Below are 18,172 nucleotides of genomic sequence, written 5' to 3'. Positions count from 1 at the left end.
AGTTCGATGTCTTCTCAAAATGCGCGTATGAAAATTCAGCGCTTTCAAGACGCGCTGTTTGTCAACAGCACGCGATTTTTTGCAGCGCTTGTTTTATTTACGCTCACGGCGATTATTGTTTCATTGCTGTATGGCGCGCTACCTAGTATTAAAGCTTTTGGTTTAGGTTTTATTACGTCGACTGAATGGAATCCGGTTACCGATCAATTCGGTGCGTGGCCCTCGATTCGCGGCACTTTATTATCCGCTTCGATTGCGCTCGTCGTGGCTGTTCCGATTAGCTTCGGCATCGCGATTTTCCTTACCGAGCTTTCACCGATGTGGCTGCGCCGCCCACTCGGCATCGCGATTGAATTATTAGCCGGCATTCCGTCGATTGTGTACGGGATGTGGGGTCTATTTATTTTCGCGCCATTTTTTGCCGACAATATTCAACCTTGGATTATGGATGTCACAGCCGACGTACCATTACTCGGTGAGCTCTTTATGGGTGCACCGATGGGTATCGGCATGTTCACCGCGGGCTTGATTTTGGCAATTATGGTAATTCCCTTCGTTGCATCTGTGATGCGTGACGTCTTTGAAATCGTCCCAGCAATGCTGAAAGAATCGGCTTATGGCCTTGGCGCAACCCGCTGGGAAGTGATCTGGAAAGTCGTTGTCCCCTACACCAAAAACGGCATTATCGGCGGCATTATGCTGGGCCTAGGCCGTGCGCTAGGTGAAACAATGGCCATTACCTTCGTAATTGGTAACTCACAGCAGCTATCAAACTCATTGTTCGATCCAGCGACAACCATTTCTGCAACGCTAGCGAATGAATTTACCGAAGCGCATGGCGAACTGTACACCTCGTCACTGATCGAGCTTGGCCTGCTACTGTTCTTTATCACCTTTATCGTTCTGGTTCTGTCCAAGCTACTGTTAATGCGCCTGGAATCTGGCGAAGGCACCCATTCTTAAGCGAGCACTGTGATGACTAATTTGTATCGACGCCGTTTATTGGCAAACCAAATCAGCCAAGTTTTATCCTACGCAGCCATGGCCTTTGGCCTGTTTTGGTTAGGCTGGATTTTACAAACCCTTTTTGTTAACGGTTTACCCGGCATTAACATGGCAACATTTACCCAAGCGACACCAGCACCAGGCAGTCAAGGCGGCTTGGCTAATGCGATTTTGGGTAGTTTGCAAATGACCTTTGTCGCGGTACTGATCGGCACGCCAATTGGTATTTTAGCTGGCACGTATTTAGCTGAATTTGGTAGCCGGGGTTGGCTTGGCCCAGCGACACGCTTCATTAACGACATTTTGCTTTCAGCACCTTCAATTGTGATTGGTCTGTTTGTATTTGAAGTGTACGTAGCGCAAGTGGAGCATTTTTCTGGTTGGGCAGGCTCTTTAGCCTTGTCAATTTTGGTGATTCCAGTTGTATTGCGCACCACCGAAAACATGCTGCGTTTAGTACCAACTGCGATGCGTGAAGCTGCGTATGCCCTAGGAGCACCGCAGTGGAAAATGGTGATGTTTGTTACCTTGCGTGCAGCAAAAACTGGTGTGGCAACTGGTATCTTGCTGGCGATTGCACGTATTTTAGGCGAAACCGCACCACTGCTATTTACCGCCTTGAACAATCAATTCTTCTCAGATATGAATCAACCAATGGCCAACTTGCCGGTGGTGATTTTCCAGTTTGCGATGAGCCCGTATGAAGATTGGCACACCCTCGCTTGGGCAGGTGCACTGCTGATCGGCCTCTTTGTTCTGGCCTTGAATATTATTGCTCGCGTCATGCTGCGCCAGCCGAAACAACATTGATATTGGATATTGATAATGACGATCGAACACAAAGCTACTTTAGCCGTAAAAAACCTCAATTTTTACTACGGTAATTTTCATGCGCTAAAAAACATTACGCTCGACATTCGCGAAGGCAAGGTTACTGCGTTTATCGGCCCTTCAGGCTGCGGTAAATCAACCCTATTGCGCACGTTTAACCGTATGTACGACCTCTACCCTAAGCTACGCGCTGAGGGTGAGATTTTGCTCAATGGCGAAAACATTCTGCGCCCCGGCATTGATTTGAACATGCTACGCGCCAAAGTCGGCATGGTGTTTCAAAAGCCAACGCCATTCCCAATGTCGATTTATGACAATGTAGCGTTTGGCGTGAAGCTGTATGAAAACCTGAGCAAGTCCGAAATGGACGACCGCATTGAGTGGGCTCTGACCAAAGCCGCGCTGTGGAATGAAGTGAAAGACAAGTTGAAACAATCAGGCCTTGGCCTATCTGGTGGTCAGCAACAGCGTTTGTGCATTGCGCGCGCAGTTGCAGTCAAACCTGAAGTGCTGTTACTGGACGAGCCTACTTCGGCATTGGACCCAATCTCAACCGCACACGTTGAGGAATTGGTCCACGAATTGAAAAAGGACTACACCATCGCCATCGTGACGCACAATATGCAGCAAGCGGCGCGTATTTCCGATTACACCGCTTATATGTATTTGGGCGAAATGATCGAAATGGGCGAAACCGACACGATCTTTACTGCACCAAGTCTCAAAGCCACCGAAGACTACATTACTGGTAAATTTGGCTAACTCTCCAAATCAAACCGCAACAAAAAGGGACTGCAATGCAGTCCCTTTTTGTTGCTAGGTATACTCACCCAAACCATTATAGACAACGGCCTGATGAATATACCCATTAAGCATCATGCAGTGCAGCCTCTGCAGTGACGACCACGGCAATTTGATCGGCCCATTCACGCGCCTGCACTGGATTTACGTGCTCAACCATGACACGTACGACTGGCTCAGTACCTGATGGACGCAAGAGCACGCGGCCATCCGTCCCCATTGCCGACTCTGCTTCGGCAACTTTAGCTTGAATGGCTTGCGAACCATTGCAGTCAAAGCCTTTGGCAATCCGCACATTTTTTAAGACTTGTTTGGAGAGCTGCAGATCTTTGCAGAAACCAGCCAAAGTTTGGCCACTTTCTTTCAGCGCCTGCATCACTTGCAAAGCAGAAACGATGCCATCACCCGTGGTGTGCTTATCAAGGCACAACAAGTGCCCCGAGCCTTCACCACCAACTAGCCATGATTTCGCCTGTAGCTGCTCCAGCACGTAGCGATCACCGACTTTGGCACGCACAAAACCAATACCGCGCGCTTTCAAAGCGTTTTCAACACCGAGGTTAGTCATTAAAGTTCCAACAACGCCCTCACCCAAGGTTCCTTTTTGCTGGCGATATACCGCCAACACGTAGAGCAACTGGTCACCATCAACTATCGTGCCGTCGCGATCAACCATAATCAACCGGTCGCCATCACCATCTAATGCAATGCCAAAATGCGCGCCTTCCGACAGCACTTTTAAGCGCAAAGTTTCGGGATGTGTTGCACCGACTTCTTCGTTGATATTAAAGCCATCAGGCTGAGCACCAATGCTAACAACCTCTGCACCCAATTCATGAAACACGTGCGGTGCAATATGATATGTAGCGCCATGCGCACAATCAATGACGAGTTTCAATCCGCGTAAATCAAGATCATTTGGGAACGTTGATTTGCAAAATTCAATGTAGCGGCCCGCAGCGTCGTTAATGCGCCAAGAACGGCCAATTTGTTTCGAGGCAACACAAGGCTGCACCTCATCAATAGCAGCCTCAATCGCCAACTCCACATCATCAGGTAGCTTCTTGCCACCCGAACCAAAAAATTTAATCCCGTTATCATGAAATGGGTTGTGCGATGCAGAAATAACTACGCCCGCTGACAAACGCAGTGCTCGGGTTAAATAGGCAACACCCGGCGTTGGTAACGGGCCAGTGAGGTGGCAATCAACACCTGCAGCGTTAAAACCGGCCTGCAATGCAGCTTCCAGCATATAACCAGACACACGGGTGTCTTTACCAATTAATACGCCTGGATGCTCTTGCAGCCCTTTTTTGGCGGCCTCAGCCACCAAAACACGGCCTGCGGCATAGCCTAATTTCATCGCAAAATCTGGCGTAATCGGAAACTCACCAACCAAACCTCGCACACCATCAGTACCAAAATATTTACGCGCCATAAACCTTTCCCTCAATCACTTTGCTTATTTTAACCCTTGCCAAACCTTTAGTGCATCTAATGTTTCCCTTACATCATGCACCCTAACAATCTGAGCGCCAGCTTGAACTGCCAATAATGCAGCAGTTACACTGGCGGTAGTTCGATCACCGACTTCGCGCCCAGTTAATTCGCCCAGCATCCGCTTACGCGATACGCCGACCAACATCGGGGTTTGCAACTCTTCAATCAAAATACTGATTGAGCGAAAAAGCGCGCGATTGTGTTCAAGATTTTTACCAAAACCAAACCCCAAGTCGGCCAGAATACGCTCTTTTGCAACCCCCGCACCGATCACCGCTGAAATTCGATCTACCAAATAGCTGGATACTTCGCTAACAACATCCTGATAATGTGGCGCGGCTTGCATGGTCTGAGGATTGCCCTGCTTGTGCATTAGGCATATTCCAGCTTGTGATTGCGCCAAGGCTGCAATGGCGCCAGGCGCCTCTAAACCAGCAATGTCGTTCACCATATCCACGCCAGCCTGCAATGCAGCCTGCATCACTGCTGTTTTACACGTATCAATTGATAGCGGCACATTAAAAGCCCGTGCAGCCTCAATCACCGGCATAACGCGACTTAGCTCCACATCTACCGATACACTCGCCGCACCTGGCCGAGTTGACTCTCCACCGATATCGATAATATCCGCACCATCGCTGATGAGTTGCTCTATCTTTTGTAAAGCCTGCTCAAGCTGCAAATAACGTCCACCATCGGAGAATGAATCCGGTGTTACGTTCACAATACCCATCACGAGTGGGCGCTCCAACTCCAACTTGAAACGGCCGCAGTGAAAATACGTTTGCATTGAAAGTTCTCAAAATGCAATAAAGGCGGCCGAAGCCGCCTTTATTAGTTAAACACACACGAAGTTATGCCTCAGCTGCAGGTGCATCAGTCGCTTCTGCACCGCCAGTAGGCTCATCTTTTTGAACCGGAGCGGGCTTGCGTAGCGGAGGCAATTCTTTTGGCGGGCGCGGTGGACGACCAGCCATAATATCGAGCACTTGCTCGCGATCAATGGTTTCCCAATCCATTAGCGCTTGCGTCATTGCCTCAACTTTGTCGCGATTTTCGTCAAGAATTTTCACTGCAATCGCATACTGCTCGTCGATAATGCGGCGAATTTCTGAATCAACTTGCTGCATAGTCGATTCGGATACGTTTTTATGCGTCGTTACTGAACGACCCAAGAAAACTTCGCCATCATTTTCGGCGTAGACCATCGGGCCCATTTTCTCGGTCATACCGTAGCGAGTGACCATATCACGCGCCATTGCAGTTGCACGCTCAAAGTCATTCGATGCACCAGTCGAAATACGATTGATGAACAAATCTTCCGCGACACGACCACCGAACAAGATCGCCAACTCATTGAGCATTTGATCTTTGTAATGCGAGAAACGATCACGCTCAGGCAACTGCCAAGTCAAACCAAGAGCACGTCCACGCGGCATAATGGTGACTTTGTGCACAGGGTCAGTGCCTTCCAGCATTTCAGCAACCACAGCATGGCCAGACTCATGGTAAGCCGTCGCACGACGCTCTTCCTCGGTCATCACCATACTACGGCGCTCTGGCCCCATATAAATCTTGTCTTTAGCAGATTCAAAATCGGCCATATCGACCAAGCGTTTGTTACGACGCGCAGCAAACAGCGCGGCTTCATTGACCAAGTTGGCCAAATCAGCACCGGACATACCAGGTGTACCACGCGCTAGAACTGATGCATCAACATCGTTCGCGATGGGCACTTTGCGCATATGCACGCCCAGAATTTGCTCACGACCACGAATATCCGGCAACGACACAACAACTTGACGATCGAAACGACCTGGACGCATCAAGGCTGGGTCCAGCACGTCTGGACGGTTTGTAGCGGCAATGACGATAATGCCGGAATTACCTTCAAAACCATCCATCTCAACCAGCATCTGGTTCAAAGTCTGCTCGCGCTCGTCGTTACCGCCCCCCATACCTGCGCCACGTTGACGACCCACAGCATCGATCTCGTCGATAAAGATAATGCACGGCGCGTTTTTCTTCGCATTTTCAAACATATCACGAACACGCGCGGCACCAACGCCCACAAACATTTCAACGAAGTCAGAACCTGAAATCGAGAAGAATGGTACCTTCGCTTCACCAGCGATAGCTTTGGCCAGCAGCGTTTTACCCGTACCTGGCGAACCCACCATCAAAATACCGCGTGGCATACGGCCGCCAAGGCTTTGGTATTTGCTTGGGTCGCGCAAGTAGTCGACGATTTCAGCTACTTCTTCTTTGGCTTCATCGCAACCTGCTACATCGGCAAACGTCACTGCGTTATTGCTCTCATCGAGCATTTTGGCTTTGGATTTACCAAAGCTAAACGCGCCGCCTTTACCGCCACCTTGCATTTGGCGCATAAAGAAAATCCACACGCCGATCAGCAGCAGCATTGGCCCCCAATTCATCAGGAAGCTCATTAACAAGCTTGGTTCAGCCTCAGGCTTGGCAGCAAACTTCACATTGTGCTTGATCAGCGTATCAACCATACGGAAGTCAAATGGCGCCAAAGTTGCATAGTTACTGCCATCTGATTTTTTACCGCGGATCCACTGACCACGCAGCGGGCTACCTTCAATTTCGGCGCTCGCAATTCGGCCTTGCTCCACTTCCACCATAAATTGTGAATAGGGAATTTGGCTCGCCGTATCTTGGCTTTTCGAAAACTGGTTAAAAATAGTCATCAGCACCAAGCCAACAACTAACCAAATGGCGACATTCTTGCCGAGATTGTTCACGGCTTTACTCCTGTATTTCCCGAACGTGGGAATGACAAATATATTTTACTCGGAACGCGCAATTGTTTAAGCCTTTTTTTGCTTACCCAAGAGATAGATTTCCGAGCTGCGATCACGAGATGCTTTAGGCTTTCGAGAGACAACGGTGGTAAAAGTTTCACGCATCACCTTCATATACTCTTGAAAACCACTTCCTTGAAACACTTTCACTAAAAAATGCCCACCAGGCTTGAGTTGTTCTTGCGCAAATTCCAGTGCCAACTCGCACAAATACATACTGCGCGCCTGATCAGTGACCGCGTTACCACTCATATTGGGGGCCATATCGCAAATTACAAGATCAACTTGGCGACCATCGAGCAAGGCATTAAACCGATTCAGCACTTCTTCTTCGCGAAAATCGCCCTGCACAAATTCCACATCGCGAATCGGGTCCATTTCCAGAATATCGAGCGCAAAGACCCGACCATTCTTGCCCACCTTTTTCATCGCCACTTGGCACCAGCTACCTGGCGCAGCGCCTAGGTCGGCCACCCACAAGCCGGGCTTGAGTAATTTATCTTTTTCATCAATTTCGAGCAGCTTGTACGCCGCACGAGCCCGATAGCCTTCTTTTTTGGCCATCTGCACATACTGATCATTGACATGCTCGTGTAGCCAAGCACTACTGGAATTGATACCTGCCATCGGTTACACTACCCTGTTAGTTAAGAAGATTTTCAAGGATTCAATCATTATGTTAGAACTTTCGCCGGATCAATGCCGTCATTTGCGCAGTTTGGCGCATCACCTTAATCCGGTGGTGATGATTGGGAACAATGGCCTAACCGACGCCGTTATGCGCGAAATTGCCGTCAACCTCGACGCGCATGAACTCATCAAAGTGCGTATATTGGGCGACGATAGAGAAGCGCGCGCGCAATTTATGCAGCAAATTTGTGCTGATTTGGGCGCGGCCCCAGTGCAAATGCTCGGTAAATTATTACTCATTTACCGCCCTAGCAATACCGACAAACCACGTATTGTTTTGCCGAAGAAGAAAAAGGCAGCACAATAATCACGTTCAACGTGAAACAGAAAGGGCGCCACTAGCGCCCTTTTTTATTGCGCTTTCAATCACTTAGTCGTTGCGCCAAATATACGCTAAACCGAGCACACTTTGCAGTAAATAAATCAAACTTGAAATCGTGTGCCATTGCGCCAAGCCACCGCCAAACATTCCTGTCGCGGCATGGCTCACTGCCGGTTTAATTTCGGCAATCAGTGGAAAAATCGCAAATTGGTTGACTAAGGTACACAGCAACATCCCAACAATCAGCCAGATTTTGCCGCCTTTAAACGCGCGCGCACCGTCGACCCAAATCCACCAAATCAGCAAAAACACACCTGCGACAATGCCAATCCAGCCGATGGCGTGAAACAACTTCCCCGCCACCATCCCCGCTACAGCCTTATCCAAAGTCGAGAACAAGGCTGGCGCCACTACGACGCCGATAATCCACATCCCACCAATCCACAATGTCGTCAGTAGATTCTTGATTCCATTACCCATACGATGTATTTAGATATAGCTCAATATGGATATAACCCACAGAGCAATACCCACCTCCAATCAACGTTCATGAAAACAGCACTGGCGTAGACGGCAGGCCAGCGGGCTTTGGCTTAGATGTATTTCACTTCCAAAACTTCGTATTCGCGAATGCCGCCTGGCGCTTGCACGTCAGCCACATCGCCTTCGTACTTGCCGATCAGCGCGCGAGCGATTGGGCTAGACACTGAAATTTTGCCCAATTTGATATCGGCTTCGTCGTCACCAACGATTTGGTAAGTCACTTCGGCTTCGGTTTCCAAATCTTGCAACACCACAGTCGCCGCAAACACGATACGACCTTCGGCGGTATCGGCCATGTCTTTTGGATCGATAATTTGACCATTGCTCAGCTTGCCTTCCAGCTCGGCAATGCGGCCTTCAACAAAACCTTGTTTTTCTTTGGCTGCATCGTACTCGGCGTTTTCCGACAAATCGCCGTGGCTACGCGCTTCGGCAATCGCCGCGATCACGGCTGGACGCTCTACGCTTTTCAGATGCGCCAATTCAGCTTTCAATAATTCTGCACCAACAACGGTCAGAGGCACTTTATTCATTTATTTCTCCCAGCGCGAGGATAGGCGCCGCTAAAAAGAATAGCCGCCCCATCACAGGGGCGGCTTTTTATCGTATTTTATACAGCGATAAAATATCAGCTATTGAGTTGGCGATGCAAGCCCTGCAGGTCATAAACATCCAACTCTTTCATATCACGCAAACCAATACACGCCGCTTTCGCGCCGGCGATGGTGGTGAACACTGGCAATTTCGCTTTCAGTGCTTCGTGACGGATTGAGTAGCTGTCTTGAATTGCTTGGCGACGCTCGTCCACGGTATTAAAGATCATGCCGATTTCGCCATTCACAATCATATCCACGATGTGAGGACGACCTTCGGTCACTTTATTGACCGCAGTCACCGCAACACCCGCTGCGTTAATGGCAGCCGCAGTGCCTTTGGTGGCGATCACTTTAAAGCCCAATGAAGTCAGCACTTGCGCGCATTCAACGGCTTGTGCCTTATCGCCTTCGCGAACCGAGATGAACACATTGCCTGAGCTTGGCAATACCACGCCAGCTGCCAACTGAGCTTTAACAAACGCCTCAGCGAATGACACGCCTACGCCCATCACTTCACCCGTTGATTTCATCTCAGGGCCGAGAATCGAATCCACGCCTGGGAATTTCGCGAATGGGAATACCGCTTCTTTCACTGAGTAGTACGGTGGAATCACTTCGCCAGTTACGCCTTGCGACACCAAAGTCTGGCCAACCATACAACGCGCAGCGACTTTCGCCAACGGCACGCTGGTCGCTTTTGATACATACGGTACGGTACGTGAAGCACGTGGGTTTACTTCCAACACGTAAACTTTAGCGTCCGCGCCTTTGCCTTGAATCGCAAACTGCACGTTCATCAAACCAACCACGTTCAGGCCTTTGGCCATCAACACGGTTTGGCGACGCAATTCGTCTTGTAGCTCTTTGCTCAAAGAGTACGGAGGCAATGAACACGCTGAGTCACCTGAGTGAACACCCGCTTGCTCGATGTGCTCCATGATACCGCCGATGATCACGTCAGTACCGTCCGACACCGCATCCACGTCCACTTCAATCGCGTCGTTCAAGAAGCGATCGAGCAAGACTGGCGAATCGTTCGATACTTTCACCGCTTCGCGCATGTAGCGCTCAAGGTCTTTATCTGAATGAACGATTTCCATCGCGCGGCCGCCCAATACGTAGGACGGACGAACAACCAATGGGTAGCCCAATTCACGTGCCAAATGCAGCGCATCTTGCTCGTTACGTGCAGTCGCGTTTGGCGGCTGACGCAAGGCCAAGTCTTGCAGCAATTTTTGGAAGCGTTCACGGTCTTCCGCTGCGTCGATCATGTCTGGTGTTGTACCGATAATAGGCACACCGTTCGCTTCCAAAGCGCGCGCCAGTTTCAATGGCGTTTGGCCACCGTACTGCACGATCACGCCGATTGGTTTTTCGATTGCAACGATTTCCAGCACGTCTTCGAGCGTCAACGGCTCGAAGTACAGACGATCTGACGTGTCGTAGTCGGTCGAAACGGTTTCTGGGTTGCAGTTGACCATAATGGTTTCATAACCATCGTCGCGCAACGCAATCGCCGCGTGTACGCAGCAGTAGTCAAACTCGATGCCCTGACCAATACGGTTCGGGCCACCGCCCAAGATCATTACTTTTTTCTTGTCCGTTGGCTGCGCTTCGCATTCTTCTTCATAAGTCGAATACATATAGGCGGTATTGCTCGCAAACTCAGCAGCACACGTATCTACACGCTTATACACTGGGCGAACAGCCAAGGCGTGACGCGCTTTGCGTACTGCATTTTGATCGCAACCGAGCAAAGTACCCAAGCGACGATCAGAGAAACCTTTGCGTTTCAGTTTGCGGAATTCTTCTTTAGACAAGCTATCAACGCTACGACCACGCAACGCTGCTTCGTCGTTCAAGATGTCTTCGATCAACACCAGGAACCATGGGTCGATCTTAGAAATATTGTGAATTTCGTCGCGGCTGAGACCAACGCGGAACGCGTCAGCCACGTACCACAGACGCTCTGGACCAGGCGTCGCGATTTCTGATTCGATCTTAGTGCGATCGGTACAGATTTCGTCAAAGCCTGACATGCCGGTTTCCAGACCACGCAAAGCTTTTTGCAACGATTCTTGCTGCGTGCGGCCGATGGCCATCACTTCGCCGACTGATTTCATTTGTGTCGTCAGACGGTCGTTCGCTTGCGGGAATTTTTCGAAAGCGAAACGCGGAATCTTCGTTACCACGTAGTCGATCGATGGCTCGAACGACGCTGGCGTTTTGCCGCCCGTGATTTCGTTTTTCAGCTCGTCCAGCGTGTAACCACAAGCCAGTTTCGCCGCGATTTTCGCGATTGGGAAGCCCGTCGCTTTCGATGCCAAAGCTGAAGAGCGCGATACGCGTGGGTTCATCTCGATGACGATCAAACGACCATCTTTTGGATTCACCGAGAATTGAACGTTTGAACCACCAGTATCGACACCGATTTCGCGCAGGACCGCGATCGATGCGTTACGCATGATTTGGTATTCTTTGTCGGTCAGCGTTTGCGCTGGTGCGACGGTGATCGAGTCACCAGTGTGCACGCCCATTGGGTCCAAGTTTTCGATCGAGCACACGATAATGCAGTTGTCGTTGCGGTCACGCACGACTTCCATCTCGTATTCTTTCCAGCCGAGCAATGATTCTTCGATCAGCAATTCGTTGGTTGGCGACAAGTCCAGACCACGGGTGCAGATTTCGATGAATTCTTGCATATTGTAGGCGATACCACCGCCTGAGCCGCCCATCGTGAACGACGGACGAATAATCGTTGGGAAGCCCACTTGCGTTTGCACTGCCAACGCGTCTTCCAAGCTGTGCGCGATACCAGAGCGCGCAGAACCCAAGCCGATTTTATCCATCGCGGCTTTAAATTTCTGACGGTCTTCCGCTTTATCAATCGCTTCTGGCGTCGCGCCGATCAATTCAACGCTGTATTTATCCAGCACGCCGTTGCGCCATAGATCAAGCGCGCAGTTCAGTGCGGTCTGGCCACCCATGGTTGGCAAGATCGCGTCTGGACGCTCTTTGGCGATAATTTTTTCAACCATTTGCCACGTAATTGGCTCAACGTAAGTCACGTCGGCCATATTCGGGTCAGTCATGATGGTGGCAGGGTTGCTGTTCACCAGAATAACTTTGTAACCCTCTTCGCGCAGCGCTTTACACGCTTGGGCGCCAGAGTAGTCAAATTCGCAGGCTTGGCCGATTACAATCGGGCCAGCGCCAATAATCAGAATGCTTTTTAGGTCGGTACGCTTTGGCATTTGTTCGTCCTTAGTGTTTCTTCTCGATGACGGTCTTGACGCTATCGACAACGGGCTGCAATTCCGACTGATGAGTCAGGTAATAGTAACCGGCCGCAATTGCAACAAGAAACACGCAGAAAAAGATCAGTTTCAAAATGCGGGTCACAAAAAAATAGCCCACCACCACAGCAATCAGCGTGCCCCAACCTAATGGTTGCGAAGCGAAGAATTGGCCGATTTGGGCGATCAGGCTATCCATGTGTTAGCCTTTTTTCGCGGTCATTGCATCGATAAATTTATCAAACAAGTACGCCACATCGTGCGGACCAGGGCTCGCCTCTGGGTGACCTTGGAACGAGAATGCTGGCTTATCGGTCAGCGCAATACCCTGCACTGTGCCGTCAAACAATGAACGGTGCGTTACACGTACATTAGCTGGCAAGCTGGTTTCGTCAACTTGGAAGCCGTGATTCTGGCTCGTGATCATCACGTGTTTGCTATCGAGGTCTTGCACCGGATGGTTGGCACCGTGGTGACCAAACTTCATCTTGCTGGTTTTGCCGCCTGCCGCCAAACCGAGCAATTGATGGCCCAAGCAAATACCGAAGATCGGCAGGCTAGTTGCCAACAATTCTTGAATCGCTTTGATCGCGTAATCGCATGGCTCAGGATCGCCAGGGCCGTTCGACAAGAACACGCCATCTGGATTCAGCGCCAATACTTCGCTGGCTGGCGTTTGCGCTGGCACGACGGTCAGTTTGCAGCCACGCTCAGCAAGCATACGCAGGATGTTGTGCTTCACGCCAAAGTCGTAAGCCACAACATGGAATTTCGGATTCGATTGAACGGTATAACCCACGCCCAGTTTCCACTCGGCGGTTGTCCATTCAAAAGGCTTGTCGCATGACACAACTTTGGCCAAATCTTGACCGGCCATTGAGCCGAACGATTTGGCTTTCTCAACCGCTGCCGCAGCGTCGATATTGTGTCCGCTAACGATACAGCCAGGCTGAGCGCCTTTTTCACGCAAAATACGCGTGAGTTTACGGGTATCGATATCCGCAATAGCCACGACGTTGTTTTGCTTGAGATACTCCCCCAAGCTCATCGTTGAACGGAAGTTAGAGTGCAGTAAAGGCAGATCACGAATGATCAGGCCTTCAGCAAAAACGCCACGACTTTCCGCATCTTCAGCGTTAACGCCGTAGTTGCCGATGTGTGGGTAGGTTAAAGTTACGATCTGTTTGGTATACGATGGGTCAGTCAGAATTTCTTGATAACCCGTCATTGAAGTGTTGAATACCACTTCACCAAGGGTTTCACCGTCTGCGCCGATGGAAATACCGTGGAACAGGGTGCCGTCGGCAAGGGCCAACAGGGCTGGAGTGGGGGCTGGTGTGGACACTGGCGGGCTCCAGGGCTTACGCCCAATAAGTCAAAATCCGTGGGGTAGGCGTAGAAAAACGGGATCAGCTGAGCCAACCCCGTTTTACGCATACAAAATTGGCCGAATTCTACCGCAAAAGGCCTTGTCCATCAATGGCAAAGCCTAGACTAGTCAGCAGATACTTTCATATTTACAATAAACTTTCAATTTTATCAGCCAGCGACTCAGGCGTCGTTGTTGGCGCATAGCGCCCAACAACCTGACCATTGCGATCAAGTAAAAATTTCGTGAAGTTCCATTTGATCGCTTCAGTCCCCAGTAAGCCAGGTTTCGCTTGGCATAAAAATTGAAAGAGCGGATGAGCCGCTGCACCATTGACCTCGGTTTTGGCAAACAACGGAAATTGAGTGGCATAATTGCTAGCACAAAATTGCGCAATTTCAGGCTCTGCATCAGGCTCTTGCAGACCAAATTGGTTACAAGGAAACGCCAGCACTGTAAATCCACGTTCATGAAAGCGCTGGTACAAAGCTTGCAAGCCGGCGTATTGCGGCGTAAAACCACAGCGACTCGCCACATTCACGATCAACAGCACCTGGCCTTGATATTGCGCCATCGTGCTGGACTGACCATCAATCGACAACAGCGGTATTTCATAAATGCTAGACATCAAAAACTCCGGTTTGACCTGTAAGCGAATAAAGTAGCATATGAAGCCAGCCAGTGGATACGCCAACGGCCCCAAGGCCAGCACGCAAGTCGCGATTGCTGCGGTGAGCAGCGCGATGGCGCGCGGCGGCCTAACGCAAGCCGGGAAAGTGTTTTTGTTTTTGTCGACGCATTTTCATCAACAGATCGACGAATGTTTGCGTGCTGTCGTTGCCATTAGCGGCAGCATGGACGTTGTTGGCGCGAGTGCCGCCGGGGTTTTTACCGAACAAGATTGGTCGCTCGACTCCCCCGCCGCCGCGGCCTTAGTGTTACCACCAGATTTTCCGGCGCAAATGCGCAATTCCCATTTAGCACTGGCCGCGCCCAATGCCATCAACCAATTTTGGCTCAATGATGGCGCGCTGAAATTCGGTGGCGTTGCGGGCGATGCCACCGGCTTAGGTCATTACGCTTTATGGCAAGCAGCGCAACAGCGATTTAGTTTTATTCAGATTCCATTAGAAGCGCGCAATATTATTGTGTCTGAAGGCACACAAAGTTTAGGCGCGTATTTCACCATTACGGCGAGCCAAGGTTTAGTTCTGGAAAGCCTGGATGGGCGGCCAGCACTAGATACGTTGGGACCTTATTTAGCGCAATATCCACAAGAAGCACTACTTGCACAAATTAGCAATGCCGCGCAAAGCTGGATTCCTGTGATTGGCACCGATTTAAGTCGCGGCAGCGTCATGCTGGCGCATGAGTTATTTGTTGGCGAGCAATTACGCTGGGGGCACTTTAACGCGAAAGCCGCCAGCGACGAATTGGCGCAACAGATCATGCTGCAGTTGGCAGGCAAACCACAACCGAAATGGGCACTGGCATTTTCCAGCCATCGCCGTGTCATGACAGGGGATGGTTTGAGCGAGCCGGATTGGAATGTAATGCGCAAAACCTTGCCCGACGTGCCATTCGCAGGCTTTTACGGCAACGGGCAAATTATTCCACCGCCCAATCATCATCAGCCAATCGACAAGCTCAATCGCATCGTCGACAATAGCGTTCTTCTTGCTCTATTTGATTAAAACCATGTTGTTCAACCCGAGTCGCGACCAAGCCCGCCGTTTTTTTATCACCAGCTGGCAAAAACATCAGCAAGGCCTGCAACTGGCCGACCTTGAAGCCATCGTGATTGATGTGTTGATGGCGCATCCGGAATACCATCAATATTTGAGCGAAGACTATATTGATCGTGACTGGCCACCCGAGCATGGCGACAGCAACCCGTTTTTGCACATTAGCCTGCATTTAGCGATTGCCGAGCAACTATCGATTGACCAACCGGCTGGCGTGCGCCAACTGTACAGCCAATTGCATGCGCAATACGGCGACGCACACAAAGCTTTGCACGATATGCTCGAATGCTTGGGCGAAATGATTTGGCAAGCACAACGCCACAATACCGCACCAGATCCCAAGATCTATTTAGAAGGTTTACGTGCGCGCGTTAAGATACGCAGCTAGGTATACAGCCATAGAGCTTGCTAGAAATTAACTGCAGCAATATACCCTTATTTCTTTTTCGGCTGATCTAGGCTTTCAATTTCACGAATTCGCGCCTCAACGCCCGATTGCACATAAAAATCGGGGTTGGGCTGGCGCAAGGCCAAATTAAATTGTTCCAGCGCCGACGAATATTCTTTTAAGCGCAAATAATATTCGCCCTGCATTTGATGCTGCAGCATCGCCTTACCCTGTTTGCCGTACAACTTAGCGGCGCGTTGGTACAGCTGCGCATCGCTGGCATACATTGCCAAGGCGTCATCCAAGCCTGCCTTGGCCTGCTCGTACATTCCGGCCTCAATTTGTGAATCGAGCAAGCCGTACAATAAGGCGCGACTTCCAGAAAAACGAACGCTCGCCTCGCTTAAGATCTTCACCGCCTCGCTGCTATTGCCTTGCGCCAAGCGAATGCTGCCCGCCAAATATTCTAAAGTTGGGTGCGATTTAGTGCCAAACACGGCTTTGGTTTTTTGCAAAGCCTGCCAAGCGGGCTCGTATTCGCGGTTTAAATAGTAGGCAAACGCCAAACCATAGTGCTGCGCGGCTTCGCTGGCGTAGCGTTTTTCATTAATGGTTTTTTGGTAATACGACACGGCTTCACGGCCGCCAAACTGCAAGGCGCGACTTTTTTCGCGCATAAACAAAAACTCGGCCGAGTCAGGCACTTGCCGATATTTACTATCGCCCAAGCGATTTTGCGCGTCTGAAATCCGCTTCATCGTCACCGGGTGAGTGCGCAAATATTCTGGCGCATTATTTTCAACGATGCGATTATGTTTTTGCAGGCGCTCAAAAAACACCGCCATAGCTGCCGGATCGTAACCCGACTTTTGCAAGGTTTGCATGCCGATACGATCGGCTTCTTGCTCAAACGAATAGGTGTAATCGAGCTGGCGTTGCACCGAAACTGCGGTCGTTGCCGCAATCGCCGCCGCCGCCGCATCACCCCGCCCCATGCTACCAGCAACAATGGCAGCAGCAATCCCCGCTAAACTCAGCCACGGACTGGCTTTCATACCTTCGATCAAGCGGGCAATATGGTTTTGCGTAACGTGAGCCACCTCGTGCGCCAAGACGCTGGCAACTTCAGACTCATGCTGAGCTTGCACAATCAGGCCAGTATGCACGCCGACAAAACCACCCGGTATCGCAAACGCATTAACCGAGCTATCGAGCAAAGGGAAGAAAGTAAATTGCGGCTCGTACACTTCGGCGGCGTCGGTCAGGCGATTACCCATCGCACTCAGAAAAGCGATGATTTCGGGGTCTTCAATCATAATGCCGCTGCGGCGAATTTGCCGCATCGCCGATTCGCCGATTTCACGCTCTTGCTGTTTGCTCAGGCCTTGCTGTGACACATCACCCATATCGGGCAATTTTTCTGCATAGCTCACAGGAGGAATCGCCATGATCAGCGCCAAGCTGGCAGCAATAATTTTAGACCTCAAGCTATACCCCCACTACGTACACTCGCGCAACGCTTATCTAGATTAACATCCAAACCATTACCCCGTAACGGGCAATTTTACCCAAACTTAAGCAAACCACAACCGGCCAAACTGGCCAGCGCAACCAACCCGCCAAACCACACAAAGCGTCGCCAACTACCGGCACCCACGACAACAATAAGGACATCGGCCCAAGGCGCTGCGCCCAATCAAGACAACGCGCTAAACGCGGCGAGTGCGTCAAGGTCGGTGCGGCTGGCAATTTGCGCCCCATCCATACGGTAAGCAAGCCGCCCATAATATTGCCGATCGACACCGCAACCCACGCCAGCAGCCATAATTGCGGTTGAAAATGCAGCGCAGCGGCAAAAACCGCCTCGGAGTTACCCGGTAAAATCGTTGCCGAACTAAACGCCGAAAACCACAGGCCGAGCAGCCACGCGACAGTTTGCATTAACGACCGAAGGCAAACGGCTCGCCCGCATGCGCGCTAATTGCAGCCGCCAGATCGGCAAAAAACTCGCCGTCGCCGCGCGTATTGATCCACGCCCCACCCTGCTGGCGATAGTGGTAGCCCCCCGATTTAGCGGCTATCCATAACTCTTGATTGGGGGTATGGCGATTGACGATAACTTTGCTGCCATCTTCAAATTCGATCTCGAGCACATTGCCAGATAATAGAGGATCAACATCAAAATCAACGTCGTCGAGCGCAGTTTCGATTTGCGCAAAAATGGCGTCGCTTGCGCTTAAGAATTCAGATTCAGTCAT

General features: G+C 50.6%; 19 protein-coding genes. 6 read left to right on the top strand and 13 right to left on the bottom strand.

Features of this window, described 5'->3' with window-relative positions; all coding sequences use genetic code 11:
* The first annotated feature begins 6 nt into the window (after window positions 1-6).
* From pstC to pstB, 3 genes are read left to right on the top strand one after another with little or no spacing between them, the layout of a single operon-like run.
* Window positions 7-963, top strand: a complete 957-nt coding sequence (pstC, locus tag NT239_12890; GenBank protein ID XGA70656.1) for a phosphate ABC transporter permease subunit PstC — start codon at window positions 7-9, stop codon at window positions 961-963.
* 12 nt (window positions 964-975) lie between these two features.
* Window positions 976-1,815 (top strand): phosphate ABC transporter permease PstA, encoded by an 840-nt coding sequence (gene pstA, locus NT239_12885; protein ID XGA70655.1) that lies wholly within the window; start codon window positions 976-978, stop codon window positions 1,813-1,815.
* A gap of 15 nt (window positions 1,816-1,830) precedes the next feature.
* Window positions 1,831-2,598, top strand: coding sequence for a phosphate ABC transporter ATP-binding protein PstB (gene pstB / locus NT239_12880; protein ID XGA70654.1), 768 nt, complete (start codon window positions 1,831-1,833; stop codon window positions 2,596-2,598).
* 106 nt (window positions 2,599-2,704) lie between these two features.
* Here the strand turns inward: pstB and glmM are convergent, their stop codons facing one another.
* The 4 genes from glmM to rlmE form a co-directional block, all read right to left on the bottom strand.
* On the bottom strand, window positions 2,705-4,075 hold the full coding sequence (glmM, locus tag NT239_12875) for a phosphoglucosamine mutase (protein XGA70653.1): 1,371 nt from the start codon (window positions 4,073-4,075) through the stop codon (window positions 2,705-2,707).
* A 24-nt stretch (window positions 4,076-4,099) separates the two neighbouring features.
* Entirely contained in the window at window positions 4,100-4,927 is an 828-nt protein-coding gene (gene folP / locus NT239_12870) for a dihydropteroate synthase (GenBank protein ID XGA70652.1), read from the bottom strand.
* Between the two features lie 64 nt (window positions 4,928-4,991).
* Window positions 4,992-6,905: an ATP-dependent zinc metalloprotease FtsH gene (gene ftsH, locus NT239_12865; GenBank protein ID XGA70651.1), complete on the bottom strand. Its 1,914-nt coding sequence runs from the start codon at window positions 6,903-6,905 to the stop codon at window positions 4,992-4,994.
* Window positions 6,906-6,971: 66 nt separating this feature from the next.
* On the bottom strand, window positions 6,972-7,592 hold the full coding sequence (gene rlmE, locus NT239_12860) for a 23S rRNA (uridine(2552)-2'-O)-methyltransferase RlmE (GenBank protein XGA70650.1): 621 nt from the start codon (window positions 7,590-7,592) through the stop codon (window positions 6,972-6,974).
* Window positions 7,593-7,638: 46 nt separating this feature from the next.
* On the opposite strand from rlmE, the gene yhbY reads away from it, so the two are divergent.
* A complete protein-coding gene (gene yhbY, locus NT239_12855) occupies window positions 7,639-7,962 on the top strand; it encodes a ribosome assembly RNA-binding protein YhbY (protein XGA72810.1) in 324 nt (107 codons plus the stop codon).
* Between the two features lie 63 nt (window positions 7,963-8,025).
* On the opposite strand, the gene NT239_12850 is transcribed toward yhbY, so the two are convergent.
* The 6 genes from NT239_12850 to NT239_12825 form a co-directional block, all read right to left on the bottom strand.
* Window positions 8,026-8,457 (bottom strand): DUF4149 domain-containing protein, encoded by a 432-nt coding sequence (locus NT239_12850; GenBank protein XGA70649.1) that lies wholly within the window; start codon window positions 8,455-8,457, stop codon window positions 8,026-8,028.
* Window positions 8,458-8,570: 113 nt separating this feature from the next.
* Window positions 8,571-9,053, bottom strand: a complete 483-nt coding sequence (gene greA, locus NT239_12845) for a transcription elongation factor GreA (GenBank protein ID XGA70648.1) — start codon at window positions 9,051-9,053, stop codon at window positions 8,571-8,573.
* Window positions 9,054-9,148: 95 nt separating this feature from the next.
* Complete coding sequence (carB, locus tag NT239_12840; protein XGA70647.1) at window positions 9,149-12,370, bottom strand: carbamoyl-phosphate synthase large subunit; 3,222 nt, start codon at window positions 12,368-12,370, stop codon at window positions 9,149-9,151.
* Window positions 12,371-12,380: 10 nt separating this feature from the next.
* A complete protein-coding gene (locus NT239_12835; protein XGA70646.1) occupies window positions 12,381-12,611 on the bottom strand; it encodes a hypothetical protein in 231 nt (76 codons plus the stop codon).
* A gap of 3 nt (window positions 12,612-12,614) precedes the next feature.
* On the bottom strand, window positions 12,615-13,757 hold the full coding sequence (carA, locus tag NT239_12830; protein ID XGA70645.1) for a glutamine-hydrolyzing carbamoyl-phosphate synthase small subunit: 1,143 nt from the start codon (window positions 13,755-13,757) through the stop codon (window positions 12,615-12,617).
* A gap of 172 nt (window positions 13,758-13,929) precedes the next feature.
* Complete coding sequence (locus tag NT239_12825; GenBank protein XGA70644.1) at window positions 13,930-14,409, bottom strand: glutathione peroxidase; 480 nt, start codon at window positions 14,407-14,409, stop codon at window positions 13,930-13,932.
* A gap of 40 nt (window positions 14,410-14,449) precedes the next feature.
* Here NT239_12825 and NT239_12820 point away from each other — a divergent pair, with 40 nt between their 5' ends.
* Together NT239_12820 and NT239_12815 are read left to right on the top strand one after the other, a co-directional pair.
* On the top strand, window positions 14,450-15,475 hold the full coding sequence (locus tag NT239_12820) for an FIST C-terminal domain-containing protein (GenBank protein ID XGA70643.1): 1,026 nt from the start codon (window positions 14,450-14,452) through the stop codon (window positions 15,473-15,475).
* Window positions 15,459-15,914, top strand: a complete 456-nt coding sequence (locus tag NT239_12815) for a DUF1841 family protein (GenBank protein ID XGA70642.1) — start codon at window positions 15,459-15,461, stop codon at window positions 15,912-15,914. The genes NT239_12820 and NT239_12815 overlap by 17 nt, the downstream gene beginning before the upstream one ends.
* Window positions 15,915-15,961: 47 nt before the next feature.
* Here NT239_12815 and NT239_12810 read toward each other — a convergent pair whose 3' ends face one another.
* Genes NT239_12810 through cyaY form a run of 3 tightly spaced genes read right to left on the bottom strand, consistent with a single transcriptional unit; the run spans window position 15,962 to window position 18,172 of the window.
* Window positions 15,962-17,401 carry a M48 family metalloprotease gene (locus NT239_12810; protein XGA70641.1) on the bottom strand — a complete coding sequence of 480 codons (1,440 nt, stop codon included), beginning with the start codon at window positions 17,399-17,401 and terminating at the stop codon, window positions 15,962-15,964.
* A 37-nt stretch (window positions 17,402-17,438) separates the two neighbouring features.
* Window positions 17,439-17,855 (bottom strand): DedA family protein, encoded by a 417-nt coding sequence (locus NT239_12805; GenBank protein ID XGA70640.1) that lies wholly within the window; start codon window positions 17,853-17,855, stop codon window positions 17,439-17,441.
* Window positions 17,855-18,172: an iron donor protein CyaY gene (gene cyaY / locus NT239_12800; GenBank protein XGA70639.1), complete on the bottom strand. Its 318-nt coding sequence runs from the start codon at window positions 18,170-18,172 to the stop codon at window positions 17,855-17,857. The genes NT239_12805 and cyaY overlap by 1 nt, the downstream gene beginning before the upstream one ends.

Origin of the sequence: Chitinibacter sp. SCUT-21 (assembly GCA_041874755.1) — a bacterium.
Lineage (GTDB): Bacteria > Pseudomonadota > Gammaproteobacteria > Burkholderiales > Chitinibacteraceae > Chitinibacter.
Note: the sequence above shows the minus strand (reverse complement) of the source record. Positions and strands in the feature narration are given on the sequence as shown.